The sequence below is a fragment of the Enterobacter sp. RHBSTW-00593 genome (assembly GCF_013784105.1).
Taxonomy (GTDB): Bacteria; Pseudomonadota; Gammaproteobacteria; order Enterobacterales; family Enterobacteriaceae; genus Enterobacter; species Enterobacter ludwigii.
Map to the genome: position 1 here is coordinate 1358004 of NZ_CP056393.1, position 26005 is coordinate 1384008.

The following is a 26005-nucleotide window of genomic DNA, read 5'->3' on the forward strand; positions in this document are numbered from 1 at the left end:
AGCAGTCTTGCCCGGCGGCGCGTTGTCTGCCGGGCCTACAAAAGCACTACCTAACGATTACCTGAAGGATGGATAGAACACATGAACTTACATGAATATCAGGCCAAACAGCTGTTTGCCCGGTATGGCTTACCGGCTCCGGTGGGTTATGCCTGTACTACCCCGCGTGAAGCAGAAGAAGCCGCATCTAAAATCGGTTCCGGCCCTTGGGTAGTTAAGTGTCAGGTTCACGCTGGTGGCCGTGGTAAAGCGGGCGGTGTGAAGGTTGTTAAGAGTAAAGAAGAGATTCGTGCGTTTGCTGAACATTGGCTCGGCAAGCGTCTGGTAACGTACCAGACAGATGCGAACGGTCAGCCTGTCAACCAGATCCTGGTTGAAGCTGCAACTGACATCGCGAAAGAACTGTACCTGGGCGCGGTTGTTGACCGTAGCTCCCGTCGTGTGGTGTTCATGGCGTCTACCGAAGGCGGCGTGGAAATCGAGAAAGTGGCAGAAGAGACGCCACACCTCATCCACAAAGTGGCGATCGATCCGCTGGCAGGCCCAATGCCTTACCAGGGCCGTGAGCTGGCGTTCAAACTGGGTCTGGAAGGCAAGCTGGTTCAGCAGTTCACCAAGATCTTCATGGGTCTGGCCACCATCTTCCTGGAGCGCGACCTGGCGCTGATCGAGATCAACCCGCTGGTCATCACCACTCAGGGCGACCTGATCTGCCTCGACGGCAAACTGGGCGCTGACGGCAACGCACTGTTCCGCCAGCCGGATCTGCGTGAAATGCGCGACCAGTCTCAGGAAGACCCGCGTGAAGCGCAGGCTGCACAGTGGGAACTGAACTACGTGGCGCTGGATGGCAACATCGGCTGCATGGTTAACGGCGCAGGCCTGGCGATGGGCACCATGGACATCGTTAAGCTGCACGGCGGTGAGCCTGCAAACTTCCTCGACGTGGGCGGTGGCGCAACCAAAGAGCGTGTAACCGAAGCGTTCAAAATCATCCTCTCTGACGACAACGTCAAAGCCGTGCTGGTTAACATCTTCGGCGGTATCGTGCGTTGCGACCTGATTGCAGACGGTATCATCGGTGCGGTAGAAGAAGTGGGTGTTAACGTCCCGGTTGTGGTGCGTCTGGAAGGTAACAACGCTGAACTCGGCGCGAAAAAACTGGCTGACAGCGGCCTGAATATTATTGCAGCGAAAAGTCTGACGGATGCAGCTCAGCAGGTTGTTGCCGCAGTGGAGGGGAAATAATGTCAGTTTTAATTAATAAAGATACCAAGGTTATCTGCCAGGGCTTCACCGGTAGCCAGGGGACTTTCCACTCCGAACAGGCGATTGCCTACGGCACGCAGATGGTTGGTGGCGTAACGCCAGGTAAAGGCGGCACCACGCACCTGGGCCTGCCGGTATTCAACACCGTGCGCGAAGCAGTTGAAGCGACGGGCGCGACCGCGACCGTTATTTACGTTCCGGCTCCGTTCTGCAAAGACTCGATTCTGGAAGCGATTGACGCGGGCATCAAGCTCATCATCACCATCACCGAAGGTATCCCGACGCTGGATATGCTGACCGTGAAAGTGAAGCTGGATGAAGCTGGCGTGCGCATGATCGGCCCGAACTGCCCGGGCGTTATCACCCCAGGCGAATGCAAAATCGGCATCATGCCGGGTCACATTCACAAACCGGGTAAAGTGGGTATCGTCTCCCGTTCCGGTACGCTGACCTATGAAGCGGTTAAGCAGACTACCGACTACGGTTTCGGCCAGTCCACCTGTGTGGGCATCGGTGGTGACCCCATCCCAGGTTCTAACTTCATTGATATCCTGAAAATGTTCCAGGAAGATCCGCAGACCGAAGCGATCGTGATGATCGGTGAAATCGGCGGTAGCGCAGAAGAAGAAGCGGCTGCGTATATCAAAGAACATGTGACCAAGCCGGTTGTCGGTTATATCGCAGGTGTGACAGCGCCGAAAGGTAAGCGTATGGGTCACGCAGGCGCGATTATCGCAGGCGGTAAAGGTACGGCTGATGAGAAATTCGCCGCGCTGGAAGCCGCAGGCGTGAAAACCGTTCGCAGCCTGGCGGATATCGGCGAAGCACTGAAATCCATCATTAAGTAAATCCTCTCTGCTCCCTGTAAAAGGGAGCGTTGAAGTAATAAGTGTCCGTTTCGACATGGTTGGCCGCTGTAAAGCGGCCTTTTTTAATGCCTGCGTTTCGCGACCAGCGTGAATTTGTAATCGTCGCTGTTAAACACGTTACGGCTGTATTCAAACACCCGCCCATCCTTCAGAAAGCCGCGTGACACCTTTTCCAGTATCGGTTTTGCCGGATCCAGCGCCAGCGCGTCGATCGCCTCCTGTGAGGGCATGATCGGAACCAGTTCCTGTTCACTGCGATCGATAACCATCTTCTTGATCTGTTCGATGTAGTGATATTTGGAATTTTCCATCACCTCCCAGGTGAGGTCGGCGAACATCGCCAGCGGCATCCACGTCTCTTCCAGATTCACCGGTTTTTGCTTAATAAAGCGCACCCGTTTGACATGCCACACTTTGTCATCCGGGCGAATGTTAAGCGTCTCAGCCAGTTTCACATCCGCTTTGATCACTTCGAATGTTTTTACATCGCTGTGGGTATCGACGTTTCGGTCCGCCAGTTTTTCATAAAAGCCGGTAAGCTGATAAATGTCGTAATTGACGCGCTCCTCTCTCACATAGGAGCCGCTGCCCTGAATGCTCTCGATAATCTGCTCTTCAGTGAGGAGCTTCAGTGCCTGCCTCACCGTGACGCGACTGACGCTAAATGTCTCCTGCAGGCTGGATTCCGTCGGTAACGCATCACCGGGTTTTAACTCACTGGCGGTAATTTTCTCGCGAAGCGCATCCGCTATCTGCCGGTACATCGGTTTATTGCCCATGTCGTCTGCCTTCTAATACCTTTTCACGGAATTATGCCTCCAGTACAGAATTTGTAAATAATACAAGTTAAATACAAATTATCGGTGTTAGTGAAAATGATCACATAAAGGTATCAGTTCGTCTGTCACAATCGATCCTGAACAATTACCCTTGAGTGTGAGGATCCTGATGAACCTGACGACCCTGACCCATCCCGACGCTGTCTGCGTGCAGGCGCAGTACACCAGTCGTGATGAAGCAATACGCCAGCTCACGATGCGGCTGGTGACGCTCGGCAAAATTACCGACGGCAATGCGTTTTTAACCGAAGTCTTTCATCGGGAATCGCTAGGCCCTACCGCGCTCGGCGAAGGGCTGGCAGTCCCGCATGGTAAATCAGCGGTGGTGAAAGAGGCGGCTTTTGCCGTAGCCACCCTGTGTGAACCGCTGAGCTGGGAAGGCGTGGATGGCCCGGAAAATGTCGAGCTGATTTTCCTGCTTGCCATTCCGCCGGCTGAAGCTGGCTCAACCCATATCCAGGTGCTGACGGAACTTACTTCTCGTCTGGCGGATGAAACTCTTCGGGCGCGCGTCATGGCGGCTACCACGGCAGCAGCGCTACTCGCCGCGCTGGACGATGTGCCACAGGAAGATGACGTTGTCGCGTTCGTGGATGCGCCAACCATCGTTTGTGTAACTGCATGCCCCGCCGGCATTGCGCATACCTATATGGCAGCTGAGTATCTGGAAAAAGCGGGGCGTAAGCTTGGCGTAAACGTGGTGGTGGAAAAGCAGGGGGCGAACGGTATCGAAGGGCGGTTGACCGCGCAGCAGTTACGCACTGCGCAGGCTTGTATCATTGCCGCAGAAGTGGCTCTCAAAGAGAGCGAGCGTTTTCAGGGCATCCCGACGCTGTCCGTGCCGGTCGCGGAACCGCTTCGCCATGCCGAAGCGCTTATTAAGCGTGCGTTGGCCTTACCCCCCGCGGGAACGGATCGCCAGGTGCACACCGGCAATGATGTGAGCAAGAGCCTTAAAACGGAGCTTAAGCAGGCCCTGCTCAGCGGTATTTCCTTTGCCGTGCCGCTGATTGTGGCGGGAGGCACGGTGCTGGCCGTTGCGGTATTGCTGGCACAGATGTTGGGATTACAGCATCTGTTTGAGCAAGAGAACTCATGGCTGTGGATGTATCGCAAACTCGGCGGGGGGATGTTAGGCACGTTAATGGTGCCGGTACTGGCCGCGTATACCGCCTACTCGCTGGCAGATAAACCTGCTCTGGCGCCGGGTTTTGCGGCCGGTCTTGCCGCCAATATGATCGGTTCAGGTTTTTTAGGGGCGATTGCAGGTGGCCTGATTGCCGGCTATCTGATGCGCTGGGTGAAAAACCATATCCGTCTGAGTCAGCATTATAACGGCTTTTTAACCTATTACCTCTACCCGGTGATTGGCGTGCTGGGCGCGGGCAGCCTGATGCTGTTCGTGATCGGCGAGCCGGTCGCGTGGATCAACACCTCCCTCACGGCATGGCTTAACGGGCTCTCCGGTGCCAATGCGCTGCTACTGGGCACTCTGCTCGGTTTTATGTGCTCGTTCGATTTAGGGGGACCGGTCAACAAAGCGGCCTATGCGTTCTGTCTGGGGGCGATGGCCAACGGCGTTTACGGGCCGTATGCCATTTTTGCTTCCGTCAAAATGGTCTCGGCTTTTACCGTCACGGCTTCAACCATGCTGGCACCGCATCTCTTTAAACCGTTTGAAATCGAAACCGGCAAGTCGACGTGGCTGCTGGGCCTTGCGGGCATCACCGAAGGGGCAATTCCGATGGCCATTGAAGATCCGCTGCGGGTGATTGGCTCGTTTGTTGTTGGCTCGATGGCAACAGGGGCGATTATCGGTGCAATGGGCATCGGGTTGTCTACGCCGGGGGCGGGCATCTTCTCTCTCTTTTTACTGCATGACGCGGGGATGGGTGGCGCGATCGCGGCGGCAGGCTGGTTTGGCGCTGCGCTGGGGGGAACGATGCTCTCTACGCTCATCTTACTGTTCTGGCGACGTCAGGGCGTAAAAAAAGGCAAATACCTGACGGAAGACGTCACGCCATAAATTCATTTACAGGAAACGAAGATGAAAGCTGTATCTCGCGTTCATATCACGCCACATATGCACTGGGACCGTGAGTGGTATTTCACCACCGAAGCGTCGCGGATCCTTTTGGTCAATAACATGGAGGAGATCCTGACCCGTCTGGAGCAGGACGAAGAGTATAAATACTACGTTCTTGATGGACAGACCGCGGTACTGGAGGATTACTTCGCCGTCGTACCGGACAACCGGCCCCGGGTAAAAGCGCTGGTTGAGCGCGGAAAGCTGATTATCGGGCCGTGGTATACCCAGACCGACACCACGATTGTCAGTGGCGAATCGATCGTTCGCAATCTGATGTACGGGATGCGCGACTGCATGGAATTCGGTGAGCCGATGAAAATAGGGTATCTGCCGGATTCGTTTGGCATGTCCGGGCAACTTCCGCATATCTATAACGGCTTTGGTATCACCCGCACGCTGTTCTGGCGCGGATGTTCTGAGCGTCACGGCACCGATAAAACAGAATTTTTATGGCAGAGCGCAGACGGCAGCGAAGTTACGGCGCAGGTACTACCGCTGGGCTACGCGATTGGTAAGTACTTACCGGAGGATGAAGCGGGGCTGCGTAAACGGCTCGATACCTGGCTTACATTGCTGGAGAACGCTTCCGTGACGAAAGAGATTCTGCTGCCTAACGGTCACGACCAGATGCCCCTCCAGCAGAACATTTTCGCGGTGATGGATACCCTTCGAAAGATGTACCCGCAGCGGAAATTTGTGATGAGCCGGTTCGAGGAGGTCTTTGAACATACTGAAGCGCACCGTGACGAACTGGCGACGCTGAAAGGGGAGTTTATCGACGGCAAATACATGCGTGTACACCGGACAATCGGCTCCACACGGATGGACATCAAAATTGCCCACGCCCGCATTGAAAACAAAATCGTGAATATCCTCGAACCGCTGGCGGCGCTCGCCTGGATGCTGGGCTTCGAGTATCACCACGGTTTGCTGGAGAAAATGTGGAAAGAGATCCTCAAGAATCATGCTCACGACAGTATTGGCTGCTGCTGCAGCGATAAAGTGCATCGTGAGATTATGGCCCGGTTTGCGCTCGCTGAAGATATGGCCGATAACCTCACGCGTTTCTCGATGCGCAAGATTGTCGACAATATGCCGCAAAGCGAGGCCGACAAGCTGGTGATGTTCAATCTGATGCCCTGGCCCCGTGAAGAGGTGATTAACACCACCCTTCGTCTGCGCGCGAGCCAGTTCCGGTTGCGGGATGATAAAGGCAATGAGATCCCCTGTTTTATTCGCCGCGCCCGGGAAATAGACCCGGGGCTGATTGACCGGCAAATCGTGCACTATGGTAATTACGATCCGTTTATGGAGTTTGATATCCAAATCTGTCAGATCCTGCCCGCGATGGGATACCGCACGCTTTACATCGAGCCCCAGGCTCCTGAAAAGAGGCTGCCCACGAGGGCAAAAACGGATGCTCTGCTGGAAAACGCCTTCTGGCAAATTGATATAAATGACGATGGCACGCTGCGCCTGCATGATAAAGAATCCGGACTTATTTATGACCGCGTACTGGAAATTGAAGAGGGGTCGGATGATGGCGATGAGTACGACTACTCGCCTTCTCGGGAAGAGTGGCGGCTCACTTCAGCGCACGGGCAGCATCATGTTGAGGTGACACAGGAAGCCTGGCAGAGCAGGGCGGTGATCCAGCATCGCATCGCCGTTCCGGCAAACCTGGCCGAGCGGTCAGCCCGCCTGCGCAATGGCGCTCTTGCGGTGGAATTTGAGGTTACTCTCAGCCATAACAGCAGGCGTGTAGATGTTGTGGCGCGTCTGGATAATCAGGCTGACGATCACCGGGTCCGCGTACTTATCCCGACGCCGTTTATGACGGAGCAGGTACTGTCAGATACGCAGTTTGGCTCTATAACGCGCCCGGTTCGCGATGACGCGATGGCTAACTGGCAAGAAGAGGGCTGGAAAGAAGCACCGGTTCCCGTCTGGAATTTACTTAACTACGCCGTGCTGCAGCAGGAACGAAACGGGCTCGCCCTGTTCACAGAAGGGTTACGCGAATTTGAAGTGGTGGGGGAGGCGGAAAAAGCGTTTGCTCTGACCCTTCTACGCGGTGTGGGCGTGCTCGGAAAGGAAGATTTGCTGTTACGCCCGGGCCGGCCGTCCGGCATAAAAATGGCCGTTCCGGACTCGCAGCTTCGGGGTCGGCTCGATTGCCGTTTTAGCCTTCTGAGTTTTAGCGGCTCTCCCGAGAACGCCGGCGTTGCTCAGCAGGCAAAAGCGTGGCTTACCCCCGTCCAGTGTTATAACAAAATCCCCTGGGATGCCATGAAGCTTAACCGTGCGCCGTTCAGCACGCCGGACAGATACAGCCTGCTGACCCTTTCGCCGACAGGCTGTGTTATGAGCGCGATAAAAAAGGCGGAGGATCGGGACGCGCTTATCCTTCGTCTGTTCAATCCGTCGGAATCTGTGTCCTGTGATGCCTCTTTATCGTGGAATCAGGCGCTTAAAGGCTGTTGCGAGACGGATTTAAATGAACAGGTACTGGCAGGCAGGGGAGAAGAAAAGGGCATTACGGGCCTGTTCAGGCCTGGGCAATCGCGGACTTTTAGCCTGAAAACGGAAAGGTAGCGTCTGAAGTGAACAAAAGGCTGCGCGCAGGGCAGCCTTTTTTATTGAATAGTCACATTGAGGTGTTAATTTTAAGCGTGTCGCAGGTAAAATAAATGTAATTATCTGCGGCTGTCGTCGCACAATGGAAAAAAAACGCGCTGACGACTACCTTTATACGTTAACGCGAATGTAAAGATGCGTTGTTCTTCAGCGTTAAAATAAATCACGTCTGTTTATATTCTTTCTTGCTTTTGATAACTCCAAATATCTCGTCGTACACATAGCATTAACAAGGTTTTTACCATTCACACTACATTTAAACATGGTTAACAGAAACGGTGCTTTTTGATTTAAATCAAAGTTTAATCCTTGGAAAAAGGTGTCGAAAGGCGGTAAATTGTCCCCGATCAAAATGGCTGAAAAGTGGTAATTTTGCTATAAATTGATCGCCGTCGAAAAACGTAAATGTGATTCAATAAAAACCTGTTTATTGTAAGGGTTTTGCAGCGTATTATATTTGCGGGATCAATTTGAGTTTTTTATTAACGTATTTGTAACCTATCGTCATTGCTTTTATCCTTTCTCAGGCTAAGCGCGACGACATGGATGCGAATAATTTGTATTGGGGCATGTGTGTGAATCCTTTTCTAACGGGGTTCACTCTCGGAGTCTTCATGCGATGAGCAAGGAGTCATGATGTTAGATATAGTCGAACTGTCGCGCTTACAGTTTGCCTTGACCGCGATGTACCACTTCCTGTTTGTGCCACTAACGCTCGGTATGGCGTTCCTGCTGGCCATCATGGAAACGGTCTACGTCCTCTCCGGCAAACAGATTTATAAAGATATGACCAAGTTCTGGGGCAAGTTGTTTGGTATCAACTTTGCACTGGGCGTGGCTACCGGTTTGACCATGGAGTTCCAGTTCGGGACTAACTGGTCTTACTATTCTCACTACGTTGGGGATATCTTCGGTGCGCCGCTGGCCATTGAAGGTCTGATGGCCTTCTTCCTCGAATCCACCTTTGTAGGTCTGTTCTTCTTCGGTTGGGACCGTCTGGGCAAAGTCCAGCATATGGCGGTGACCTGGCTGGTGGCACTCGGTTCGAACCTGTCCGCACTGTGGATCCTGGTCGCGAACGGCTGGATGCAGAACCCTATCGCGTCTGATTTCAACTTCGAAACCATGCGTATGGAGATGGTCAGCTTTGCCGAGCTGGTGCTGAACCCGGTCGCACAGGTTAAATTCGTTCACACCGTGGCGTCTGGCTATGTGTGCGGCGCGATGTTTGTACTGGGCATCAGCTCTTACTACATGCTGCGTGGTCGTGACTTCGCGTTTGCTAAGCGCTCCTTTGCTATCGCTGCAAGCTTCGGTATGGCTGCAATCCTTTCTGTTATCGTGCTGGGTGATGAATCCGGTTACGAAATGGGTGACGTGCAGAAAACCAAGCTGGCCGCTATCGAAGCCGAATGGGAAACCCAACCCGCGCCTGCTGCCTTTACTCTGTTCGGTGTTCCCGACCAGGATGCACAGGAAAACCGCTTCGCCATTCAAATTCCTTACGCGCTCGGCATCATTGCTACCCGCTCCGTCGACAAGCAGGTGACGGGTCTGAAAGAGTTGATGGTGCAGCATGAAGGCCGTATCCGTAACGGTATGAAAGCCTACGCGCTGCTGGAGCAGCTGCGTGCGGGTTCTACCGACCAGGCCGTGCGTGACCAGTTCAACGATGTGAAGAAAGATCTGGGTTACGGTCTGCTGCTGAAACGCTATACCCCGAACGTCTCCGACGCGACGGAAGCGCAGATCCAGATGGCGACCAAAGACTCCATTCCACGCGTGGCGCCACTGTACTTCGCATTCCGTATTATGGTGGGCTGCGGCATCATCATGCTGCTGATCATTGCGGCGTCCTTCTGGTCCGTGATTCGTAACCGCATCGGTGAGAAAAAATGGCTGCTGCGTACCGCGCTGTATGGTATCCCACTGCCGTGGATTGCTATCGAATCCGGCTGGTTTGTTGCGGAATATGGCCGTCAGCCATGGGCGATCGGTGAGGTGCTGCCAACGGCGGTAGCGAACTCCTCTCTGACTGCAGGCGATCTGATCTTCTCCATGCTGCTGATTTGTGGTCTGTACACCCTGTTCCTGGTGGCTGAACTGTTCCTGATGTTCAAGTTCGCGCGCCTTGGCCCAAGCAGCCTGAAAACCGGTCGCTATCACTACGAGCAGTCCGGTGCGACTACTCAGCCGGCACGCTAAGACAGGAGTCATCAAATGATCGATTATGAAGTATTGCGTTTTATCTGGTGGCTGCTGGTCGGTATTCTGCTGATCGGTTTCGCAGTCACTGACGGTTTCGACATGGGGGTGGGGATGCTCACCCGTTTCCTCGGTCGTAATGACACCGAGCGTCGAATCATGATTAACTCCATCGCCCCGCACTGGGACGGTAACCAGGTGTGGCTGATCACCGCAGGCGGCGCGCTGTTCGCTGCCTGGCCGATGGTCTACGCGGCTGCGTTCTCCGGTTTCTATGTGGCGATGATTCTGGTGCTGGCTTCTTTATTCTTCCGTCCGGTTGGTTTCGACTACCGTTCCAAGATTGAAGACACCCGCTGGCGCAACATGTGGGACTGGGGCATCTTCATTGGTAGCTTCGTTCCACCGCTGGTGATTGGCGTGGCGTTCGGTAACCTGCTGCAGGGTGTACCGTTCCACATCGATGAATACATGCGTCTTTACTACACCGGTAACTTCTTCCAGCTGCTGAATCCGTTTGGTCTGCTGGCAGGCGTGGTGAGTGTGGCAATGATCATTACTCAGGGTGCGACCTATCTGCAGATGCGTACCGTAGGTGAACTGCATCTTCGCTCTCGTGCAACGGCGCAGGTTGCTGCGCTTATTACTCTGGTGTGCTTCGCACTGGCCGGCGTATGGGTGATGTACGGTATCGACGGTTATGTCATTACGTCTGCAATTAACCACACGGCACCGTCTAACCCGCTGACGAAAGAAGTGGCACGTCAGGCTGGCGCGTGGCTGGTGAACTTCAATAATATGCCTGTTCTGTGGGCTATTCCGGCTCTGGGTGTGTTGCTGCCGCTGCTGACGATACTGACGTCACGTCTGGAAAAAGGTGCCCTGGCATTTGTATTTTCCTCACTGACGCTGGCGTGCATTATTCTGACTGCGGGTATCGCGATGTTCCCATTCGTCATGCCGTCCAGCACGATGATGAATGCAAGCCTGACCATGTGGGATGCAACGTCCAGCCAGCTGACGCTTAACCTGATGACGTATGTTGCTTGCGTGTTCGTACCGATTATCCTGCTGTACACCGCCTGGTGTTACTGGAAAATGTTCGGTCGTATCACGAAAGAAGATATTGAAAGCAACACTCATTCTCTGTACTAAGTAAGGAGCTGAATATGTGGTATTTCGCATGGATTTTAGGGACGCTTCTTGCCTGTGCATTTGGTGTCATTACTGCCCTGGCGCTTGAGCACGTCGAAGCGTCTAAAGCAGGTGAAGACAAACACTAATGAACATTATCGCGACGCTTTACGCGGTAATGGATAAGCGCCCGTTAAGGGCGCTTTCTTTAGTGATGGCATTACTGCTGGCAGGTTGTATCTTCTGGGACCCTTCGCGCTTTGCAGCGAAGACCAGCGAGCTTGAGATCTGGCACGGCTTCCTCATTATGTGGGCGGTGTGCGCAGGTGTGATCCACGGCGTAGGCTTTCGTCCGAAAGCGCTGCACTGGCAGGGGATTTTCTGCCCACTTATCGCCGATCTGGTGCTTCTCGCTGGCTTGATTTTCTTCTTCTTCTGAATAAGAAATGTCCGTTAATGATATGGGCTTACCCTGGCCCATAAAAATTTACTCTCCGTTTACTTTCTCCCATTCCAAACCATCTTTCCCGCGCGTATAGTAGCGAAGTTTAAAAGCTCTAACTTTTGTTGCATTACCGGGATGTAAAGTGAATACAACGCTGTTTCGATGGCCGGTTCGTGTCTATTACGAAGATACCGATGCCGGGGGTGTGGTTTACCACGCCAGCTACGTTGCTTTTTATGAACGGGCACGCACAGAGATGCTGCGCCATCATCACTTTAGTCAACAGGAGCTGTTGGCTGAGCGAGTTGCCTTCGTGGTTCGCAAGATGACGCTTGAGTATTTTGCGCCTGCCAGACTCGACGATATGCTCGAAGTCCAAACTGAAATTACATCAATGCGCGGAACCTCAATGGTTTTCACGCAGCGGATAGTCAATGCAGAAAATACGGTACTGAACTCAGCTGAAGTCCTGATCGTCTGTGTTGATCCAACCATAATGAAGCCTCGTGCGCTTCCTAAGTCTATTGTCGCGGAGTTTAAGCAGTGACTGACATGAATATCCTTGATTTGTTCCTGAAGGCAAGCCTTCTGGTTAAACTTATCATGTTGATTTTGATTGGTTTTTCAATCGCATCCTGGGCCATCATCATCCAGAGAACGCGTATCCTCAATGCGGCTGGCCGTGAAGCAGAAGCGTTTGAAGATAAGTTCTGGTCGGGTATTGAGCTTTCTCGTCTGTATCAGGAAAGCCAGGGACGCCGTGATAACCTCGTAGGCTCCGAACAGATTTTCTATAGCGGATTCAAAGAGTTTGCTCGTTTGCATCGCGCAAACAGCCACGCGCCTGAAGCGGTTGTGGAAGGTGCCTCGCGTGCGATGCGTATCTCCATGAATCGCGAGCTGGAAAACCTTGAAACGCATATTCCTTTCCTGGGAACCGTTGGTTCCATCAGCCCGTATATCGGTCTGTTTGGTACGGTCTGGGGGATTATGCACGCCTTTATCGCCCTGGGGGCGGTGAAGCAGGCGACGTTGCAGATGGTTGCCCCGGGTATTGCAGAAGCACTGATTGCGACCGCTATCGGTCTGTTTGCGGCGATCCCGGCGGTTATGGCTTACAACCGTCTGAACCAGCGCGTGAATAAACTGGAACTGAACTACGACAACTTTATGGAAGAGTTCACCGCGATTCTGCACCGTCAGGCGTTTACCAGTACCGAGAGTAACAAGGGGTAAACCATGGCCAGATCGCGTGGACGAAATCGTCGCGAGCTCAAGTCCGAAATCAATATCGTTCCACTGCTGGACGTTCTGTTGGTACTGCTGCTGATCTTCATGGCGACAGCACCCATCATTACCCAGAGCGTGGAGGTTGATCTGCCGGATGCGACAGAATCACAGGCGGTAAGCACCAATGACGATCCTCCGGTCATCATTGAGGTTTCCGGTGTAGGGCAATACAGCGTAGTGGTAGAAAAAGATCGTATGGATCAACTGCCACCTGAGCAGGTTATTGCTGAAGCGCAGCGACGCCTGGAGTCAAATCCGAAAACGGTCTTCTTAATCGGTGGCGCGAAAGACGTACCATACGATGAAATTATTAAAGCGCTGAACTTGCTACATAGCGCGGGCGTTAAGTCAGTTGGCTTAATGACTCAGCCTATTTGATCATCTGCGTAGTTTTTGGGAACCGATAGTGTCAAAGGCAACCGAACAGAACGACAAGCTTAAGCGAGCGATAATCGTCTCCGCAGTGCTGCACGTTATTCTTTTTGCAGTGCTGATCTGGAGTTCGTTCGACGAGCACATTGATGCATCATCGGGCGGCGGTGGAGGCTCTTCCATTGACGCCGTCATGGTGGATCCCGGTGCGGTAGTGCAGAACTATAACCGCGAGCAACAGCAGAAGGCGAGTGCAAAACGGGCTGAAGAGCAGCGTGAAAAACAGGCGCAACAGCAAGCGGAAGAACTGCGTGAAAAGCAGGCCGCTGAGCAGGAGCGACTGAAGCAGCTTGAGAAAGAACGTTTGCAGGCGCAGGAAGCAGCGAAAGAGCAGGCGGAACAGCAGAAGCAAGCTGAAGAGGCCGCGAAGAAAGCTCAGGAACAGCAGAAGCAGGCGGAAGAGGCGGCAGCCAAAGCCGCGGCGGACGCGAAAGCACAAGCTGATGCCCAGGCAAAATTAGCGGCGGAAGCGGCGAAGAAAGCCGCAGCCGATGCTCAGAAGAAAGCTGAAGCCGAAGCGGCGAAGAAAGCCGCAGCCGATGCTCAGAAGAAAGCTGAAGCGGAAGCGGCAAAAAAAGCTGCTGCTGATGCTCAGAAAAAAGCTGAAGCGGAAGCCGCAAAGAAAGCCGCTCAGGAAGCAGAGAAGAAAGCTGCTGCCGATGCTGCGAAAAAAGCGGCTGCTGCTGAGAAGGCTGCAGCCGAAAAAGCGGCCGCTGCTGAAAAAGCCGCAGCAGAGAAGAAAGCCGCCGCCGAGAAAGCGGCTGCTGACAAAAAAGCTGCAGCAGAAAAAGCCGCTGCCGATAAGAAAGCTGCTGCAGAGAAAGCCGCCGCCAAAAAAGCGGCCGCCGCTGAGAAAGCCGCGGATGCCGCTGGCGTTGACGATCTCCTGGGCGACCTGAGTTCTGGTAAGAATGCGCCGAAAGCGGGCGGTGGTGCGAAAGGAAACAATGCAGCACCAACAGGTAGTGGTAACACTAAGAGTAACGGTGCTTCTGGTGCAGAAATCAACGGTTATGCCGCGCAGATTAAATCCGCTATCGAAAGCCGATTCTATGATGCGTCTTCCTACACCGGTAAAACGTGCACGCTGCGTATAAAACTGGCGCCGGATGGCATGCTCCTTGATATTAAGTCCGAAGGTGGCGATCCCGCTTTATGTACTGCAGCACTTGCCGCAGCGCGTCAGGCTAAGATGCCTAAGCCGCCGTCACAGGCAGTCTACGAAGTCTTTAAAAATGCACCGCTGGACTTCAAACCTTAAGTTACATTTTCCCCGTGCAAACGGGGAAAAATAGACCAGGGTTAGTCACAGGGTTTAGTAGTTTTGTCTATTTGGGTTTGTTAACATTCTGCTAAATTATCGTGGGTAAGGTTACCCGGATAAGGGAGATATGATGAAGCAGGCATTACGTGTAGCATTTGGTTTTTTAATGCTGTGGGCAGCAGTACTGCACGCAGAAGTACGTATCGAGATCACCCAGGGGGTGGATTCGGCACGCCCAATCGGTGTTGTTCCGTTCCAGTGGGCCGGTCCTGGCGCTGCGCCTGAAGATGCCGGTGGCATCGTTGCGGCTGACCTGCGTAACAGCGGTAAATTCAACCCATTAGATCGTTCTCGTCTGCCTCAGCAGCCGGGCAGCGCGCAGGAAGTACAGCCTGCTGCATGGTCTGCACTCGGTATTGATGCTGTCGTTGTTGGTCAGGTTACACCTAACCCGGACGGCTCTTACAACGTTGCATGGCAGCTGGTTGATACCGGCGGTGCACCGGGTACCGTTCTGGCACAGAACTCTTACAAGGTCACTAAACAGTACCTGCGCTACGCGGCACACGCTGCCAGCGATGCGGTATTTGAAAAACTGACCGGCATTAAAGGTGCGTTCCGTACCCGTATTGCTTATGTGGTACAGACCAATGGCGGTCAGTTCCCGTATGAGCTGCGCGTATCTGACTATGATGGTTACAATCAGTTCCTGGTGAAACGTTCTTCTCAGCCGCTGATGTCTCCAGCCTGGTCTCCGGACGGTTCTAAACTGGCTTATGTTACCTTCGAAAGCGGTCGTTCAGCGCTGGTTATCCAGACGTTGGCTAACGGTGCTGTTCGCCAGGTTGCGTCGTTCCCTCGTCACAACGGTGCGCCTTCGTTCTCTCCGGACGGTACCAAACTGGCGTTTGCGCTCTCTAAAACCGGTAGCCTGAACCTGTACGTGATGGACATTGGCTCTGGTCAAATTCGCCAGGTGACCGATGGTCGCAGCAACAACACCGAACCGTCCTGGTTCCCGGACAGCCAGAACCTGGCATTTACGTCTGACCAGGCAGGTCGTCCACAAATCTATAAAGTGAACGTCAACGGCGGTGCTCCACAGCGGATTACCTGGGAAGGTTCGCAGAACCAAAACGCAGATGTGAGCAGCGACGGTAAATTTATGGTAATGGTCAGCTCCAACGGTGGGCAGCAGCACATTGCCAAACAAGATCTGGTAGCGGGTGGCGTTCAAGTTCTGTCGTCAACGTTCCTGGATGAAACGCCAAGTCTGGCACCTAACGGCACTATGGTAATCTACAGCTCTTCTCAGGGGATGGGATCTGTGCTGAATCTGGTTTCTACAGATGGGCGTTTCAAAGCGCGTATTCCGGCAACTGATGGACAGGTAAAATCACCTGCCTGGTCGCCGTATCTGTAAATAATAATTAATTGATTACTAAAGGAATCATAGAAATGCAACTGAACAAAGTGCTGAAAGGGCTGATGATCGCTCTGCCTGTAATGGCAATCGCAGCGTGTTCTTCTAACAAGAATGCAAGCAATGACCAGAGCGGCGAAGGCATGATGGGTGCCGGTACCGGTATGGACGCGAATGGCAATGGCAACATGTCTTCTGAAGAGCAAGCGCGTCTTCAGATGCAGCAGCTGCAGCAGAACAACATCGTTTACTTCGATCTGGATAAATACGACATCCGTTCTGACTTCGCTGCGATGCTGGATGCTCACGCTAACTTCCTGCGTAGCAACCCGTCTTACAAAGTCACCGTAGAAGGTCACGCGGACGAACGTGGTACTCCAGAGTACAACATCTCCCTGGGTGAACGTCGTGCTAACGCCGTTAAAATGTACCTGCAGGGTAAAGGCGTTTCTGCTGACCAGATCTCCATCGTTTCTTACGGTAAAGAAAAACCTGCAGTACTGGGTCACGACGAAGCGGCTTACTCCAAAAACCGTCGTGCCGTACTGGTTTACTAAGAGAATTGCATGAGCAGTAACTTCAGACATCATCTGTTGAGTCTGTCGTTACTGGTTGGAATAGCGGCCCCCTGGGCCGCTTTTGCTCAGGCACCAATCAGTAGTGTCGGCTCAGGCTCGGTAGAAGACCGGGTCACTCAACTCGAGCGTATTTCTAACGCTCACAGTCAGCTTTTAACCCAACTCCAGCAACAACTTTCCGACAACCAAAACGATATTGACTCTCTCCGTGGTCAGATTCAGGAAAGCCAGTATCAGCTTAACCAGGTTGTGGAACGTCAGAAGCAAATCTTGCTGCAGATGGATAGCCTCAGCAGCGGTGGCGCAGCTGCGCAGCCAGCAGCAGGCGATCAGAGCGGTGCGGCGACGTCGACCCCTGCTCCTGCGGCAGATGCTTCGGCCTCGACGGGAGCGCCTGTTCAGAGCGGTGACGCGAATACGGACTACAACGCGGCCATTGCCCTGGTACAGGATCAATCTCGTCAGGATGACGCTATCGTTGCGTTTCAGAACTTTGTGAAGAAATACCCTGATTCCACTTATCTGCCAAATGCAAATTATTGGCTGGGTCAGCTGAATTACAACAAGGGTAAAAAGGACGATGCGGCGTTTTATTTTGCCTCAGTGGTGAAAAATTACCCGAAATCGCCAAAAGCGCCTGATGCGATGTTTAAAGTCGGCGTCATCATGCAGGACAAAGGTGACACTGCGAAAGCGAAAGCGGTTTATCAGCAGGTGGTTGCTAAATTCCCTGACACCGAAGGTGCGAAGCAGGCGCAAAAACGTCTGAATTCGATGGGATGATTATCGCATGACCAGAAATCGCGTTATTTCTGGTCGTGCAGCATGATTCGTAAGCAGTTAAGTGATCTTCATCGAAATTTTTGTTGCGCTGAATTCTTAAATCAGTAATATATGCCGCCGTTGCCACGGGATATCAAACAACGTGAAAACAGCGTAAAAGTGGGTCGTTAGCTCAGTTGGTAGAGCAGTTGACTTTTAATCAATTGGTCGCAGGTTCGAATCCTGCACGACCCACCACTTAAAGCAGTTCCGGTAGTACAGAGTGGGTGATTAGCTCAGTTGGTAGAGCATCTCCTTTACACGGAGGGGGTCGGCGGTTCGAGCCCGTCATCACCCACCACTCCGGGTCGTTAGCTCAGTTGGTAGAGCAGTTGACTTTTAATCAATTGGTCGCAGGTTCGAATCCTGCACGACCCACCAATTTTAATGTCTTACTAAGATGTTAAACGTGAAGGATAACGTTGCAACAGCAACGGCCCGTAGGGCGAGGCGAAGCCGAGTCATCCTGCACGACCCACCAGGTTATTGGTATGAGTAAAAATTCAGGCAACACCCAAGCGGGTCGTTAGCTCAGTTGGTAGAGCAGTTGACTTTTAATCAATTGGTCGCAGGTTCGAATCCTGCACGACCCACCAGCCTGAATAGAGTTGCAGTACATCCCGCAAGGGGTCGTTAGCTCAGTTGGTAGAGCAGTTGACTTTTAATCAATTGGTCGCAGGTTCGAATCCTGCACGACCCACCAATGTAAAAAAGCGCCCTAAAGGCGCTTTTTTGCTATCTGTATTCCGCATATTTTGACCTTGCAGGTCGGCTCCGGCGAAGTCGCCATCCGCTGCGTGCTACGCACACCTATTTCCGGTGACTTTTTCTCGCAAATTCGCTATCTTGTTTAGTATACAAAACACATTTGCCGTCCGTTTTGCTATGTCATGCAAAAGAAAGGCAATAATGTTAAGCCAGTAAAACGAGAAGCCATAATGAGCGTGATGTTTGATCCAGAAGCCGCAATCTATCCCTTCCCGCCAAAGCCTGTCCCGCTGAGTCAGGATGAGAAGCAGTTTTACCGTGAGAAGATCAAACGTCTTCTCAAAGAGCGAGATGCAGTGATGGTTGCACATTACTACACCGACCCGGAAATCCAGCAACTGGCGGAAGAGACCGGGGGCTGCATCTCTGACTCTCTGGAGATGGCACGCTTTGGTGCCAGACATCCTGCTTCCACGTTACTGGTCGCAGGCGTTCGCTTTATGGGGGAAACCGCAAAGATTCTCAGCCCTGAAAAAACCATTCTGATGCCAACGCTACATGCGGAGTGTTCACTCGACCTCGGCTGTCCGATTGATGCGTTCTCGGCCTTCTGCGATGCCCATCCGGACCGTACTGTGGTGGTCTATGCCAATACCTCTGCCGCAGTGAAAGCGCGGGCAGACTGGGTCGTGACGTCAAGCATCGCCGTTGAACTGATTGAGCATCTGGACAGCCTGGGCGAGAAAATCATCTGGGCGCCTGACCGCCATCTCGGTCATTACGTGCAGAAGCAGACCGGCGCTGACGTGCTTTGCTGGCAGGGTGCCTGTATTGTTCATGACGAATTTAAGACGCAGGCGCTCTCGCGCATGAAGGCGCTTTACCCGCACGCTGCGATCCTTGTTCACCCGGAATCACCGCAGTCCATTGTCGACATGGCCGATGCCGTGGGATCCACAAGCCAGCTTATCAATGCTGCCAGGACGCTGCCGCACAAGCAGCTCATCGTGGCAACCGACCGCGGTATCTTCTATAAGATGCAGCAGGCCGTGCCTGAGAAAGAGCTGCTTGAAGCACCAACGGCGGGCGAGGGGGCGACGTGTCGTAGCTGCGCGCACTGCCCGTGGATGGCGATGAACGGCCTGAAAGCTATCGCTGAGGGGCTGGAGAAAGGCGGAGCAACGCATGAAATCCATGTGGATGCTGCTCTGCGTGAAGGTGCGTTAATTCCGCTTAACCGCATGCTGGATTTTGCGGCTACACTACGTACTTAATTAATACGCCCTGGGGAAAAGATGGATTTTTTTAGCACACAGAACATTCTGGTTCATATACCGATTGGTGCAGGTGGCTATGACCTGTCATGGATTGAGGCCGTGGGTACGCTGGCTGGGTTATTGTGTATCTGGCTGGCAAGCCTGGAGAAGATCAGCAACTACGCGTTCGGGTTAATTAACGTTACGCTCTTTGCGATTATCTTCTTCCAGATCCAGCTGTACGCCAGCCTGCTTTTGCAGTTGTTCTTCTTTGCGGCGAACATTTACGGTTGGTACGCGTGGTCGCGGCAGAACAGCCAGCAGGAGGCGGAGCTGCAAATCCGCTGGCTGCCCTTACCGAAAGCCATCGCCTGGTTTGTCGCCTGCGTTGTTGCCATTGGTTTAATGACCGTCTATATCAACCCGGTGTTTGCATTCCTGACCCGTGTCGCGGTGTCGGTCATGTCTGGCCTCGGGCTGAATGTCGCTATGCCATCACTCCAGCCGGATGCTTTCCCGTTCTGGGACTCCTGCATGATGGTGCTGTCGATTGCTGCGATGATCCTGATGACCCGTAAATACGTTGAGAACTGGCTGCTCTGGGTCGTCATTAACGTCATTAGCGTGGTTATTTTTGCGCGTCAGGGCGTCTATGCGATGTCGCTGGAGTATCTGCTGCTGACCTTCATTGCCCTGAACGGGAGCCGGATGTGGATTAATAGCGCGCGTGAGCGAGGCTCTCGCGCGCTTTCGAACTAATGATGGTGATGATGTGAATGGCCGGACTGCGCCTCGTTCAGGTGGCAGTCCGGGCCGTTACAGGGCTGGTACTCCATCTGGATGGTGGCGTGGCCAATCTCATAGTGATGTTCGAGAAAGTGCTGGATGCGCTCAAGCAGGCCATCATGGTCATGGGTAGGGATCACCTGGACGTGCAATGTCATGACCGGTTTCTCACCCACCAGCCAGACGTGAACATGATGCACATTGCGCACCTCGGGCACGGAACGACGCAGGTTGCGTTTAAGCTCGGCAATGTCCACGGATGCCGGCGCCCCTTCAAGCAGTTCATTCACGCTCTCCTTCAGCAGCCGCCAGGCACTGCGCAATACCAGACACGATACCAGCACGGAAAGAATCGGGTCGACGGGCGTCCAGCCGGTATAAAGGATCACCAGCGCGGCCACAATAGCGCCGACGGAACCCAGTAAATCGCCCATGACATGCAGGGCCGCAGCGCGCACGTTGAGGTTCTTTTCCCCGCTGCCGCGATGCAAAATCCAGAACGCCAGAAGATTCGCCAGTAGACCTGCTACGGCGATAACCATCATTGTCGCTCCGGCGACCGGCTGTGGGTGACGAAAGCGCTGTATGGCTTCCCAGACGATAAGAAGGGTGATAACCACCAGAGCAATAGCGTTAACAAACGCCGCCAGAGTGGTCAGTCGCAGCCAGCCAAAGGTATGACGCGCGTTAGGCGGACGACGGGCAAACTGCACGGCCAACAGGGCAAAGAGCAGGGCGGCGGCATCGGTAAGCATATGTCCGGCATCCGCCAGAAGCGCCAGAGAGCCGGATACCAGGCCACCAATGACCTCGATAACCATAAACGTTGCCGTGACGCCGAAGGCCAGCATAAGGCGTTTAGCGTTGTCATCGCCAGGAGATGGGGTGTGTGAATGCGTGTGCGCCATATCAGCTTTCCTTTTTGTTATTGTTTTTAGTGTAGCGTTTTTAATGGCTTACTCCAAAAGAAAGGAGAGCCAGAGCTCTCCTTTTACGTTTACATCCGTCACGGATTATTGGGTTGTGCCATCCGTTTTGGTATTGGCATCGTCGCCCACTTTGTCATTCGAATTCGGACACTTACCGTCTTTGCACATAGTGTTCTTATGCATCTCATCGGTACTCATCGTGTCATGATTCATGGTGCCAGAGCCGCTACTGTCCGGATGCAACATCGTGCCTCCGGTATTGGTGTTCCCGGTATTGATCTGGCTGTTATCGACATTATTCGGGGCGATATTCTGTTTTGCATCAGGGGCGACCTGACCCGCCGCCGCCGCGGCATTTGCATCACCGTTGTTATCTGTTGAGCCCGTCTCAGCGGCAAGGACGCTGCCGCTTGCCAGGGTAAGGGAGGCTGTGAGGAAGAGGGTTGCCAGTTTCGTCATTTTCATCTTGGTGCTCCTGTTCTTGTCGTTACGCTGGATAACATTTTCCAACAGTGCATCTTTTTCAGAGGCGAAAGATTCCGTCATACGGACTTACGTCAGTATGGAATCGCGTTTAATCAAACAAAAGTGGTTGTTACAGTTAAAAAGCTTAGGTTAGATCTCGTTTTTCGCTATTTTGTGGCGATTTTTAGGTGAATTCCAGGAATTATCTGCGTGAAGTGTAAAACCGTGTTTACACTTTCTGGTCGGCAAGTTAGATTGAAAGGATTGCTTTCATTACTAAAGATATGGCAGAGCTGGAAAGAAAATGAATTATCAGAACGACGATTTACGTATTAAAGAGATCAATGAGTTATTACCTCCTGTAGCACTCCTTGAGAAATTCCCCGCCACTGAAAATGCCGCAAACACGGTGTCTCATGCTCGTAAAGCGATCCATAAGATCCTGAAAGGTAATGACGATCGTCTTCTGGTGGTGATTGGCCCTTGCTCAATTCACGATCCTGCTGCGGCCAAAGAGTACGCAGCAAGATTGCTCCAGCTTCGCGAAGAACTGCAAGGCGAGCTGGAAATTGTCATGCGTGTTTACTTCGAAAAGCCGCGTACGACCGTTGGCTGGAAAGGGCTGATTAACGACCCGCATATGGATAACAGTTTCCAGATCAACGACGGTCTGCGTATTGCGCGCAAACTGCTGCTGGAGATCAACGACAGCGGTTTGCCGGCTGCCGGTGAGTTCCTCGACATGATTACGCCGCAATATCTGGCGGATCTGATGAGCTGGGGCGCAATCGGTGCGCGTACTACAGAATCTCAGGTTCACCGCGAACTGGCGTCAGGTCTCTCGTGTCCGGTTGGTTTTAAAAACGGTACCGATGGCACCATTAAGGTGGCAATTGACGCCATCAATGCCGCCGGGGCACCGCACTGCTTCCTGTCCGTCACCAAATGGGGTCACTCCGCCATTGTAAATACCAGCGGTAACGGTGACTGTCATATTATTCTGCGTGGCGGTAAAGAGCCGAACTACAGCGCAAAACATGTGGCAGACGTGAAGGTCGGGCTGGAAAAAGCGGGTCTGCCACAACAGGTGATGATCGACTTCAGCCATGCCAACTCCAGCAAGCAGTTTAAAAAGCAGATGGAAGTCGGCGCCGATGTTTGTCAGCAGATTGCCGGCGGTGAGAACGCGATTATTGGCGTGATGATCGAAAGCCATCTGGTGGAAGGTAACCAGAATCTGGAAGGCAGCGAGCCGCTGGTCTACGGTAAAAGCGTCACGGACGCCTGCATCGGCTGGGACGATACGGATGCCCTTCTGCGTCAGCTGGCGAATGCGGTAAAAGCGCGTCGCGGCTGAGTTTCAGGAGCCAAATAAAAAAGCGTGGATTGCTCCACGCTTTTTTTATGTCCAGCGAAAATTATTTCGCTTTACCCTGGTTCGCTACAGCCGCGGCTTTTGCAGCGATCTCATCAGCGTTGCCCAGATAGTAATGTTTGATTGGTTTGAAGTTTTCGTCGAACTCATACACCAGCGGAACGCCAGTTGGGATGTTCAGTTCGAGGATCTCGTCTTCACCCATGTTGTCCAGGTATTTCACCAGCGCACGCAGGGAGTTACCGTGAGCTGCGATGATCACGCGCTCGCCGCTTTTCAGGCGTGGCAGAATGGTTTCGTTCCAGTAAGGCACAACGCGGTCGATGGTCAGCGCCAGGCTCTCGGTCGTTGGCAGCTCAGCATCCGTCAGTTTCGCGTAACGCGGGTCGTGGCCCGGGTAGCGCTCGTCATCTTTGGTCAGCTCTGGTGGGGTTACCGCGAAGCCGCGACGCCACTGTTTAACCTGCTCATCACCGTATTTTTCAGCGGTTTCCGCTTTGTTCAGACCCTGCAGCGCACCGTAGTGACGCTCGTTCAGTTTCCAGGATTTCTCAACCGGCAGCCAGGCCTGATCCAGTTCGTCCAGAACGTTCCACAGTGTATGGATGGCACGTTTCAGCACAGAGGTGTAAGCAAAATCAAAGCTGAAGCCTTCAGCCTTCAGCAGTTTACCTGCTGCTTTTGCTTCGCTTACGCCTTTTTCTGACAGATCAACGTCGTACCAACCGGTAAAGCGGTTTTCGTTGTTCCACTGGCTTTCGCCATGACGCACCAGGACCAGCTTAGTTACAGCCATATCGTACTCCTCATAAGCTTTATTGAATGATAACAATTCTCATTATATTGCCGTGACAGTGCCAGCAGCAACGCTTAACCCTAACCATAGCGAAAATAGTCTCTGAGTGTAAGATGCTTGTGAATCCAGGGTTATGATTTTGTCTGCGATCGGCGCTATTTTCAGCAAGACGGAGAGAAAAAGCCCTCCGCAAGGAGGGCTGGGAATTATGAATGCGGGATGAAATGATATTCTGTCACGCTAACGTACTCTTCACCCGGGCGCAGCACACAGTCCGGCTGTGGCCATTCTGGATGGTTCGGGCTGTCCGGCAGGAACTCGCTTTCCAGCGCCAGACCTTGCCAGTCGCTGTACTCTTCATGTTCGCGTGCCGTGGTACCGCCAAGGTAGTTGCCTGAATAGAATTGCAGGGCAGGGGCCGTGGTGTAGACCGTCATCTGCAGTTTTTCATCCGCAGACCAGACCTGTGCGGCAGGCTGAGTCACATCGCCTTTCGCCTGCAGCAGGAACGCGTGGTCATAGCCTTTTACCTTGCGCTGATCGTCATCGCTCAGGAAATCCTGCGCGATGGTTTTTCCGCTGCGGAAATCAAAGCTGGTACCGCTGACGGCCTTGAGTCCCTGATACGGGATCCCCATTTCATCCACCGGCAGATAGGCATCGGCCAGGATCTGGAGCGTGTGATTACGCACGTCGCACTGGTTGCCGTCCAGGTTGAAATAAGCGTGGTTGGTCAGATTGACCGGGCACGGCTTATCAACTTTCGCGCGATATTCAATGGCGATACGGTTATCGTCAGCCAGCGTGAAATGCGCGAACGCGGTGAGGTTACCGGGGAATCCCTGGTCACCGTCACGCGAGTCAAGTGAGAACAGCACTTCGCGGTCGTTTTGCTGAACGATTTTCCAGCGGCGCTTATCGAACCCTTCAGGTCCACCGTGTAACTGATTTTCGCCCTGACTGGAAAGCAACGAGTAACGCTCGCCATCAAGTTCGAAAGCGCTTTTCGCGATGCGGTTAGCATAACGGCCGACAGACGCGCCAAGATAGGCGGACTGATTGACATACTGCTCAGGCGACGCGCAGCCAAGCAGGGTTTCACGTACGCTGCCATCAGGCATTGGTACGCGAGCGGATAGCAAAGTGGCACCCCAGTCCATTAACGTAACCACCATTCCTGCGCTGTTGCGAAGGGTTAACAGGCGATACGGCAGGCCATCCGGGGCAAGGGTTGGCGTTTCGTTTAGCACTGTCCTGCTCCTTGTGATGCTTTACACACGTAGAAAGTTTCTTTAATACCTGTTTTCGCTTCGTACTGTTTTTCCACCGCCTGCTGGACGGCAGGGACGAGCTCTTCCGGCATCAGGGCAACAATGCAGCCACCGAAGCCGCCGCCGGTCATGCGCACACCGCCTTTATCGCCAATCGTGGCTTTGACGATGTCCACCAGGGTATCGATTTGCGGAACGGTGATTTCAAAATCATCGCGCATGGAGGCGTGAGATTCTGCCATCAGTTCACCCATACGTTTCAGGTCGCCTTTCGCCAGCGCGGACGCTGCTTCAACGGTACGGGCATTTTCCGTCAGCACATGACGAACGCGTTTCGCCACTACCGGATCCAGTTCGTGCGCCACTTTATTGAACTCGTTGAGCGAAACGTCACGCAGCGCAGGTTGCTGGAAGAAGCGTGCGCCGGTTTCACACTGCTCGCGGCGGGTGTTGTACTCGCTGCCCACCAGCGTGCGTTTAAAGTTGCTGTTAATAATTACCACAGCTGCGCCTTTTGGCAAGGGAACGGCTTTGGTGCCCAGAGAGCGGCAGTCGATAAGCAAGGCATGCTCTTTTTTACCCAGCGCAGAGATCAGCTGGTCCATGATGCCGCAGTTACAGCCCACAAACTGGTTTTCCGCTTCCTGACCATTCAGGGCGATTTGTGCCCCGTCCAGCGGCAGATGATAAAGCTGCTGGAAGACGGTACCCACGGCGACTTCCAGCGACGCGGACGAGCTTAACCCGGCGCCCTGAGGCACGTTTCCGCTGATGACCAGATCAGCGCCGCCCACGTTTTTATTACGTTTCTGCAGGTGTTTTACCACGCCGCGCACGTAGTTAGACCATTGCTGGCTGTCGTGGGTAACGATGGGTGCATCGAGGGAAAACTCATCCGTCTCATTGTTGTAATCCGCTGCAATAACGCGGACTTTGCGATCATCGCGCTTAGTGCAGCTAATGACCGTCTGGTAATCAATGGCGCACGGCAGAACGAAACCATCGTTATAGTCGGTATGTTCACCAATCAGGTTCACGCGGCCAGGCGCCTGAATGACATGGGTGGCAGGGTAGCCAAATTTCTCAGCAAACAGGGATTGTGTTTTATCTTTCAGACTCATTT

General features: G+C 53.2%; 24 protein-coding genes and 5 tRNA genes. 23 read left to right on the forward strand and 6 right to left on the reverse strand.

Annotated features, from left to right (window positions below):
• The first annotated feature begins 81 nt into the window (after nt 1-81).
• Together sucC and sucD are read left to right on the forward strand one after the other, a co-directional pair.
• Nucleotides 82-1248 carry an ADP-forming succinate--CoA ligase subunit beta gene (sucC, locus tag HV242_RS06375; RefSeq protein ID WP_006809579.1) on the forward strand — a complete coding sequence of 389 codons (1167 nt, stop codon included), beginning with the start codon at nt 82-84 and terminating at the stop codon, nt 1246-1248.
• Complete coding sequence (sucD, locus tag HV242_RS06380; protein ID WP_014169173.1) at nt 1248-2117, forward strand: succinate--CoA ligase subunit alpha; 870 nt, start codon at nt 1248-1250, stop codon at nt 2115-2117. The genes sucC and sucD overlap by 1 nt, the downstream gene beginning before the upstream one ends.
• An 83-nt stretch (nt 2118-2200) precedes the next feature.
• Here sucD and HV242_RS06385 read toward each other — a convergent pair whose 3' ends face one another.
• The gene (locus HV242_RS06385) at nt 2201-2917 is read right to left on the reverse strand and encodes a GntR family transcriptional regulator (protein ID WP_050737379.1); all 717 of its coding nucleotides are present in this window, start codon (nt 2915-2917) and stop codon (nt 2201-2203) included.
• A 169-nt stretch (nt 2918-3086) separates the two neighbouring features.
• On the opposite strand from HV242_RS06385, the gene mngA reads away from it, so the two are divergent.
• From mngA to pnuC, 20 genes are all read left to right on the forward strand, one after another.
• Nucleotides 3087-5003, forward strand: coding sequence for a PTS 2-O-a-mannosyl-D-glycerate transporter subunit IIABC (gene mngA, locus HV242_RS06390; RefSeq protein WP_050737378.1), 1917 nt, complete (start codon nt 3087-3089; stop codon nt 5001-5003).
• A 21-nt stretch (nt 5004-5024) separates the two neighbouring features.
• The gene (gene mngB / locus HV242_RS06395) at nt 5025-7661 is read left to right on the forward strand and encodes a mannosylglycerate hydrolase (protein ID WP_050737377.1); all 2637 of its coding nucleotides are present in this window, start codon (nt 5025-5027) and stop codon (nt 7659-7661) included.
• 678 nt (nt 7662-8339) lie between these two features.
• The gene (gene cydA / locus HV242_RS06400; RefSeq protein ID WP_020884962.1) at nt 8340-9908 is read left to right on the forward strand and encodes a cytochrome ubiquinol oxidase subunit I; all 1569 of its coding nucleotides are present in this window, start codon (nt 8340-8342) and stop codon (nt 9906-9908) included.
• 15 nt (nt 9909-9923) lie between these two features.
• The gene (gene cydB, locus HV242_RS06405; protein WP_014169180.1) at nt 9924-11063 is read left to right on the forward strand and encodes a cytochrome d ubiquinol oxidase subunit II; all 1140 of its coding nucleotides are present in this window, start codon (nt 9924-9926) and stop codon (nt 11061-11063) included.
• A gap of 14 nt (nt 11064-11077) precedes the next feature.
• Complete coding sequence (gene cydX, locus HV242_RS06410; RefSeq protein WP_014169181.1) at nt 11078-11191, forward strand: cytochrome bd-I oxidase subunit CydX; 114 nt, start codon at nt 11078-11080, stop codon at nt 11189-11191.
• On the forward strand, nt 11191-11481 hold the full coding sequence (gene ybgE, locus HV242_RS06415) for a cyd operon protein YbgE (RefSeq protein WP_020884961.1): 291 nt from the start codon (nt 11191-11193) through the stop codon (nt 11479-11481). The genes cydX and ybgE overlap by 1 nt, the downstream gene beginning before the upstream one ends.
• A gap of 148 nt (nt 11482-11629) precedes the next feature.
• Entirely contained in the window at nt 11630-12034 is a 405-nt protein-coding gene (gene ybgC, locus HV242_RS06420; protein ID WP_014169183.1) for a tol-pal system-associated acyl-CoA thioesterase, read from the forward strand.
• Nucleotides 12031-12723, forward strand: a complete 693-nt coding sequence (gene tolQ / locus HV242_RS06425; protein ID WP_014169184.1) for a Tol-Pal system protein TolQ — start codon at nt 12031-12033, stop codon at nt 12721-12723. Before ybgC ends, tolQ begins: the two co-directional genes overlap by 4 nt.
• Nucleotides 12724-12726: 3 nt before the next feature.
• Entirely contained in the window at nt 12727-13155 is a 429-nt protein-coding gene (gene tolR, locus HV242_RS06430) for a colicin uptake protein TolR (RefSeq protein WP_014169185.1), read from the forward strand.
• Nucleotides 13156-13183: 28 nt separating this feature from the next.
• Entirely contained in the window at nt 13184-14470 is a 1287-nt protein-coding gene (gene tolA / locus HV242_RS06435; protein ID WP_025204649.1) for a cell envelope integrity protein TolA, read from the forward strand.
• A gap of 133 nt (nt 14471-14603) precedes the next feature.
• Nucleotides 14604-15896, forward strand: coding sequence for a Tol-Pal system beta propeller repeat protein TolB (gene tolB, locus HV242_RS06440; protein ID WP_025204648.1), 1293 nt, complete (start codon nt 14604-14606; stop codon nt 15894-15896).
• A 35-nt stretch (nt 15897-15931) separates the two neighbouring features.
• Nucleotides 15932-16453, forward strand: a complete 522-nt coding sequence (gene pal, locus HV242_RS06445) for a peptidoglycan-associated lipoprotein Pal (RefSeq protein ID WP_003858578.1) — start codon at nt 15932-15934, stop codon at nt 16451-16453.
• 9 nt (nt 16454-16462) lie between these two features.
• Entirely contained in the window at nt 16463-17257 is a 795-nt protein-coding gene (gene cpoB, locus HV242_RS06450; protein WP_063858353.1) for a cell division protein CpoB, read from the forward strand.
• A gap of 161 nt (nt 17258-17418) precedes the next feature.
• Nucleotides 17419-17494 (forward strand) — tRNA-Lys (locus HV242_RS06455).
• A 27-nt stretch (nt 17495-17521) separates the two neighbouring features.
• Nucleotides 17522-17597, forward strand: a tRNA-Val gene (locus tag HV242_RS06460).
• Nucleotides 17598-17601: 4 nt separating this feature from the next.
• Nucleotides 17602-17677, forward strand: a tRNA-Lys gene (locus HV242_RS06465).
• 139 nt (nt 17678-17816) lie between these two features.
• Nucleotides 17817-17892 (forward strand) — tRNA-Lys (locus tag HV242_RS06470).
• 31 nt (nt 17893-17923) lie between these two features.
• Nucleotides 17924-17999, forward strand: a tRNA-Lys gene (locus HV242_RS06475).
• A gap of 235 nt (nt 18000-18234) precedes the next feature.
• Nucleotides 18235-19278, forward strand: a complete 1044-nt coding sequence (nadA, locus tag HV242_RS06480; RefSeq protein ID WP_050737376.1) for a quinolinate synthase NadA — start codon at nt 18235-18237, stop codon at nt 19276-19278.
• A 21-nt stretch (nt 19279-19299) separates the two neighbouring features.
• Nucleotides 19300-20019, forward strand: a complete 720-nt coding sequence (gene pnuC / locus HV242_RS06485; protein WP_044858118.1) for a nicotinamide riboside transporter PnuC — start codon at nt 19300-19302, stop codon at nt 20017-20019.
• Here pnuC and zitB read toward each other — a convergent pair.
• Complete coding sequence (gene zitB / locus HV242_RS06490; RefSeq protein WP_020884956.1) at nt 20016-20954, reverse strand: CDF family zinc transporter ZitB; 939 nt, start codon at nt 20952-20954, stop codon at nt 20016-20018. The two genes, pnuC and zitB, sit on opposite strands and share 4 nt — an antisense overlap.
• A gap of 105 nt (nt 20955-21059) precedes the next feature.
• Nucleotides 21060-21440, reverse strand: a complete 381-nt coding sequence (locus tag HV242_RS06495; protein WP_025204646.1) for a YbgS-like family protein — start codon at nt 21438-21440, stop codon at nt 21060-21062.
• A gap of 304 nt (nt 21441-21744) precedes the next feature.
• Between HV242_RS06495 and aroG the strand changes: the two genes are divergently transcribed.
• The gene (aroG, locus tag HV242_RS06500; RefSeq protein WP_014169194.1) at nt 21745-22797 is read left to right on the forward strand and encodes a 3-deoxy-7-phosphoheptulonate synthase AroG; all 1053 of its coding nucleotides are present in this window, start codon (nt 21745-21747) and stop codon (nt 22795-22797) included.
• A gap of 61 nt (nt 22798-22858) precedes the next feature.
• Here aroG and gpmA read toward each other — a convergent pair whose 3' ends face one another.
• The 3 genes from gpmA to galK form a co-directional block, all read right to left on the reverse strand.
• The gene (gene gpmA, locus HV242_RS06505) at nt 22859-23611 is read right to left on the reverse strand and encodes a 2,3-diphosphoglycerate-dependent phosphoglycerate mutase (RefSeq protein WP_020884954.1); all 753 of its coding nucleotides are present in this window, start codon (nt 23609-23611) and stop codon (nt 22859-22861) included.
• 206 nt (nt 23612-23817) lie between these two features.
• Nucleotides 23818-24861 carry a galactose-1-epimerase gene (galM, locus tag HV242_RS06510; RefSeq protein ID WP_032677707.1) on the reverse strand — a complete coding sequence of 348 codons (1044 nt, stop codon included), beginning with the start codon at nt 24859-24861 and terminating at the stop codon, nt 23818-23820.
• On the reverse strand, nt 24855-26003 hold the full coding sequence (gene galK / locus HV242_RS06515) for a galactokinase (RefSeq protein ID WP_047357119.1): 1149 nt from the start codon (nt 26001-26003) through the stop codon (nt 24855-24857). The genes galM and galK overlap by 7 nt, the downstream gene beginning before the upstream one ends.
• Nucleotides 26004-26005 lie beyond the last annotated feature (2 nt).

Coding starts and splice junctions, on each gene's coding strand:
- sucC (WP_006809579.1), top strand. CDS start 82: ATGAACTTACATGAATATCAGGCCAAACAGCTGTTTGCCCGGTATGGC.
- sucD (WP_014169173.1), top strand. CDS start 1,248: ATGTCAGTTTTAATTAATAAAGATACCAAGGTTATCTGCCAGGGCTTC.
- HV242_RS06385 (WP_050737379.1), bottom strand. CDS start 2,917: ATGGGCAATAAACCGATGTACCGGCAGATAGCGGATGCGCTTCGCGAG.
- mngA (WP_050737378.1), top strand. CDS start 3,087: ATGAACCTGACGACCCTGACCCATCCCGACGCTGTCTGCGTGCAGGCG.
- mngB (WP_050737377.1), top strand. CDS start 5,025: ATGAAAGCTGTATCTCGCGTTCATATCACGCCACATATGCACTGGGAC.
- cydA (WP_020884962.1), top strand. CDS start 8,340: ATGTTAGATATAGTCGAACTGTCGCGCTTACAGTTTGCCTTGACCGCG.
- cydB (WP_014169180.1), top strand. CDS start 9,924: ATGATCGATTATGAAGTATTGCGTTTTATCTGGTGGCTGCTGGTCGGT.
- cydX (WP_014169181.1), top strand. CDS start 11,078: ATGTGGTATTTCGCATGGATTTTAGGGACGCTTCTTGCCTGTGCATTT.
- ybgE (WP_020884961.1), top strand. CDS start 11,191: ATGAACATTATCGCGACGCTTTACGCGGTAATGGATAAGCGCCCGTTA.
- tolR (WP_014169185.1), top strand. CDS start 12,727: ATGGCCAGATCGCGTGGACGAAATCGTCGCGAGCTCAAGTCCGAAATC.
- tolB (WP_025204648.1), top strand. CDS start 14,604: ATGAAGCAGGCATTACGTGTAGCATTTGGTTTTTTAATGCTGTGGGCA.
- pal (WP_003858578.1), top strand. CDS start 15,932: ATGCAACTGAACAAAGTGCTGAAAGGGCTGATGATCGCTCTGCCTGTA.
- cpoB (WP_063858353.1), top strand. CDS start 16,463: ATGAGCAGTAACTTCAGACATCATCTGTTGAGTCTGTCGTTACTGGTT.
- nadA (WP_050737376.1), top strand. CDS start 18,235: ATGAGCGTGATGTTTGATCCAGAAGCCGCAATCTATCCCTTCCCGCCA.
- pnuC (WP_044858118.1), top strand. CDS start 19,300: ATGGATTTTTTTAGCACACAGAACATTCTGGTTCATATACCGATTGGT.
- zitB (WP_020884956.1), bottom strand. CDS start 20,954: ATGGCGCACACGCATTCACACACCCCATCTCCTGGCGATGACAACGCT.
- HV242_RS06495 (WP_025204646.1), bottom strand. CDS start 21,440: ATGAAAATGACGAAACTGGCAACCCTCTTCCTCACAGCCTCCCTTACC.
- aroG (WP_014169194.1), top strand. CDS start 21,745: ATGAATTATCAGAACGACGATTTACGTATTAAAGAGATCAATGAGTTA.
- gpmA (WP_020884954.1), bottom strand. CDS start 23,611: ATGGCTGTAACTAAGCTGGTCCTGGTGCGTCATGGCGAAAGCCAGTGG.
- galK (WP_047357119.1), bottom strand. CDS start 26,003: ATGAGTCTGAAAGATAAAACACAATCCCTGTTTGCTGAGAAATTTGGC.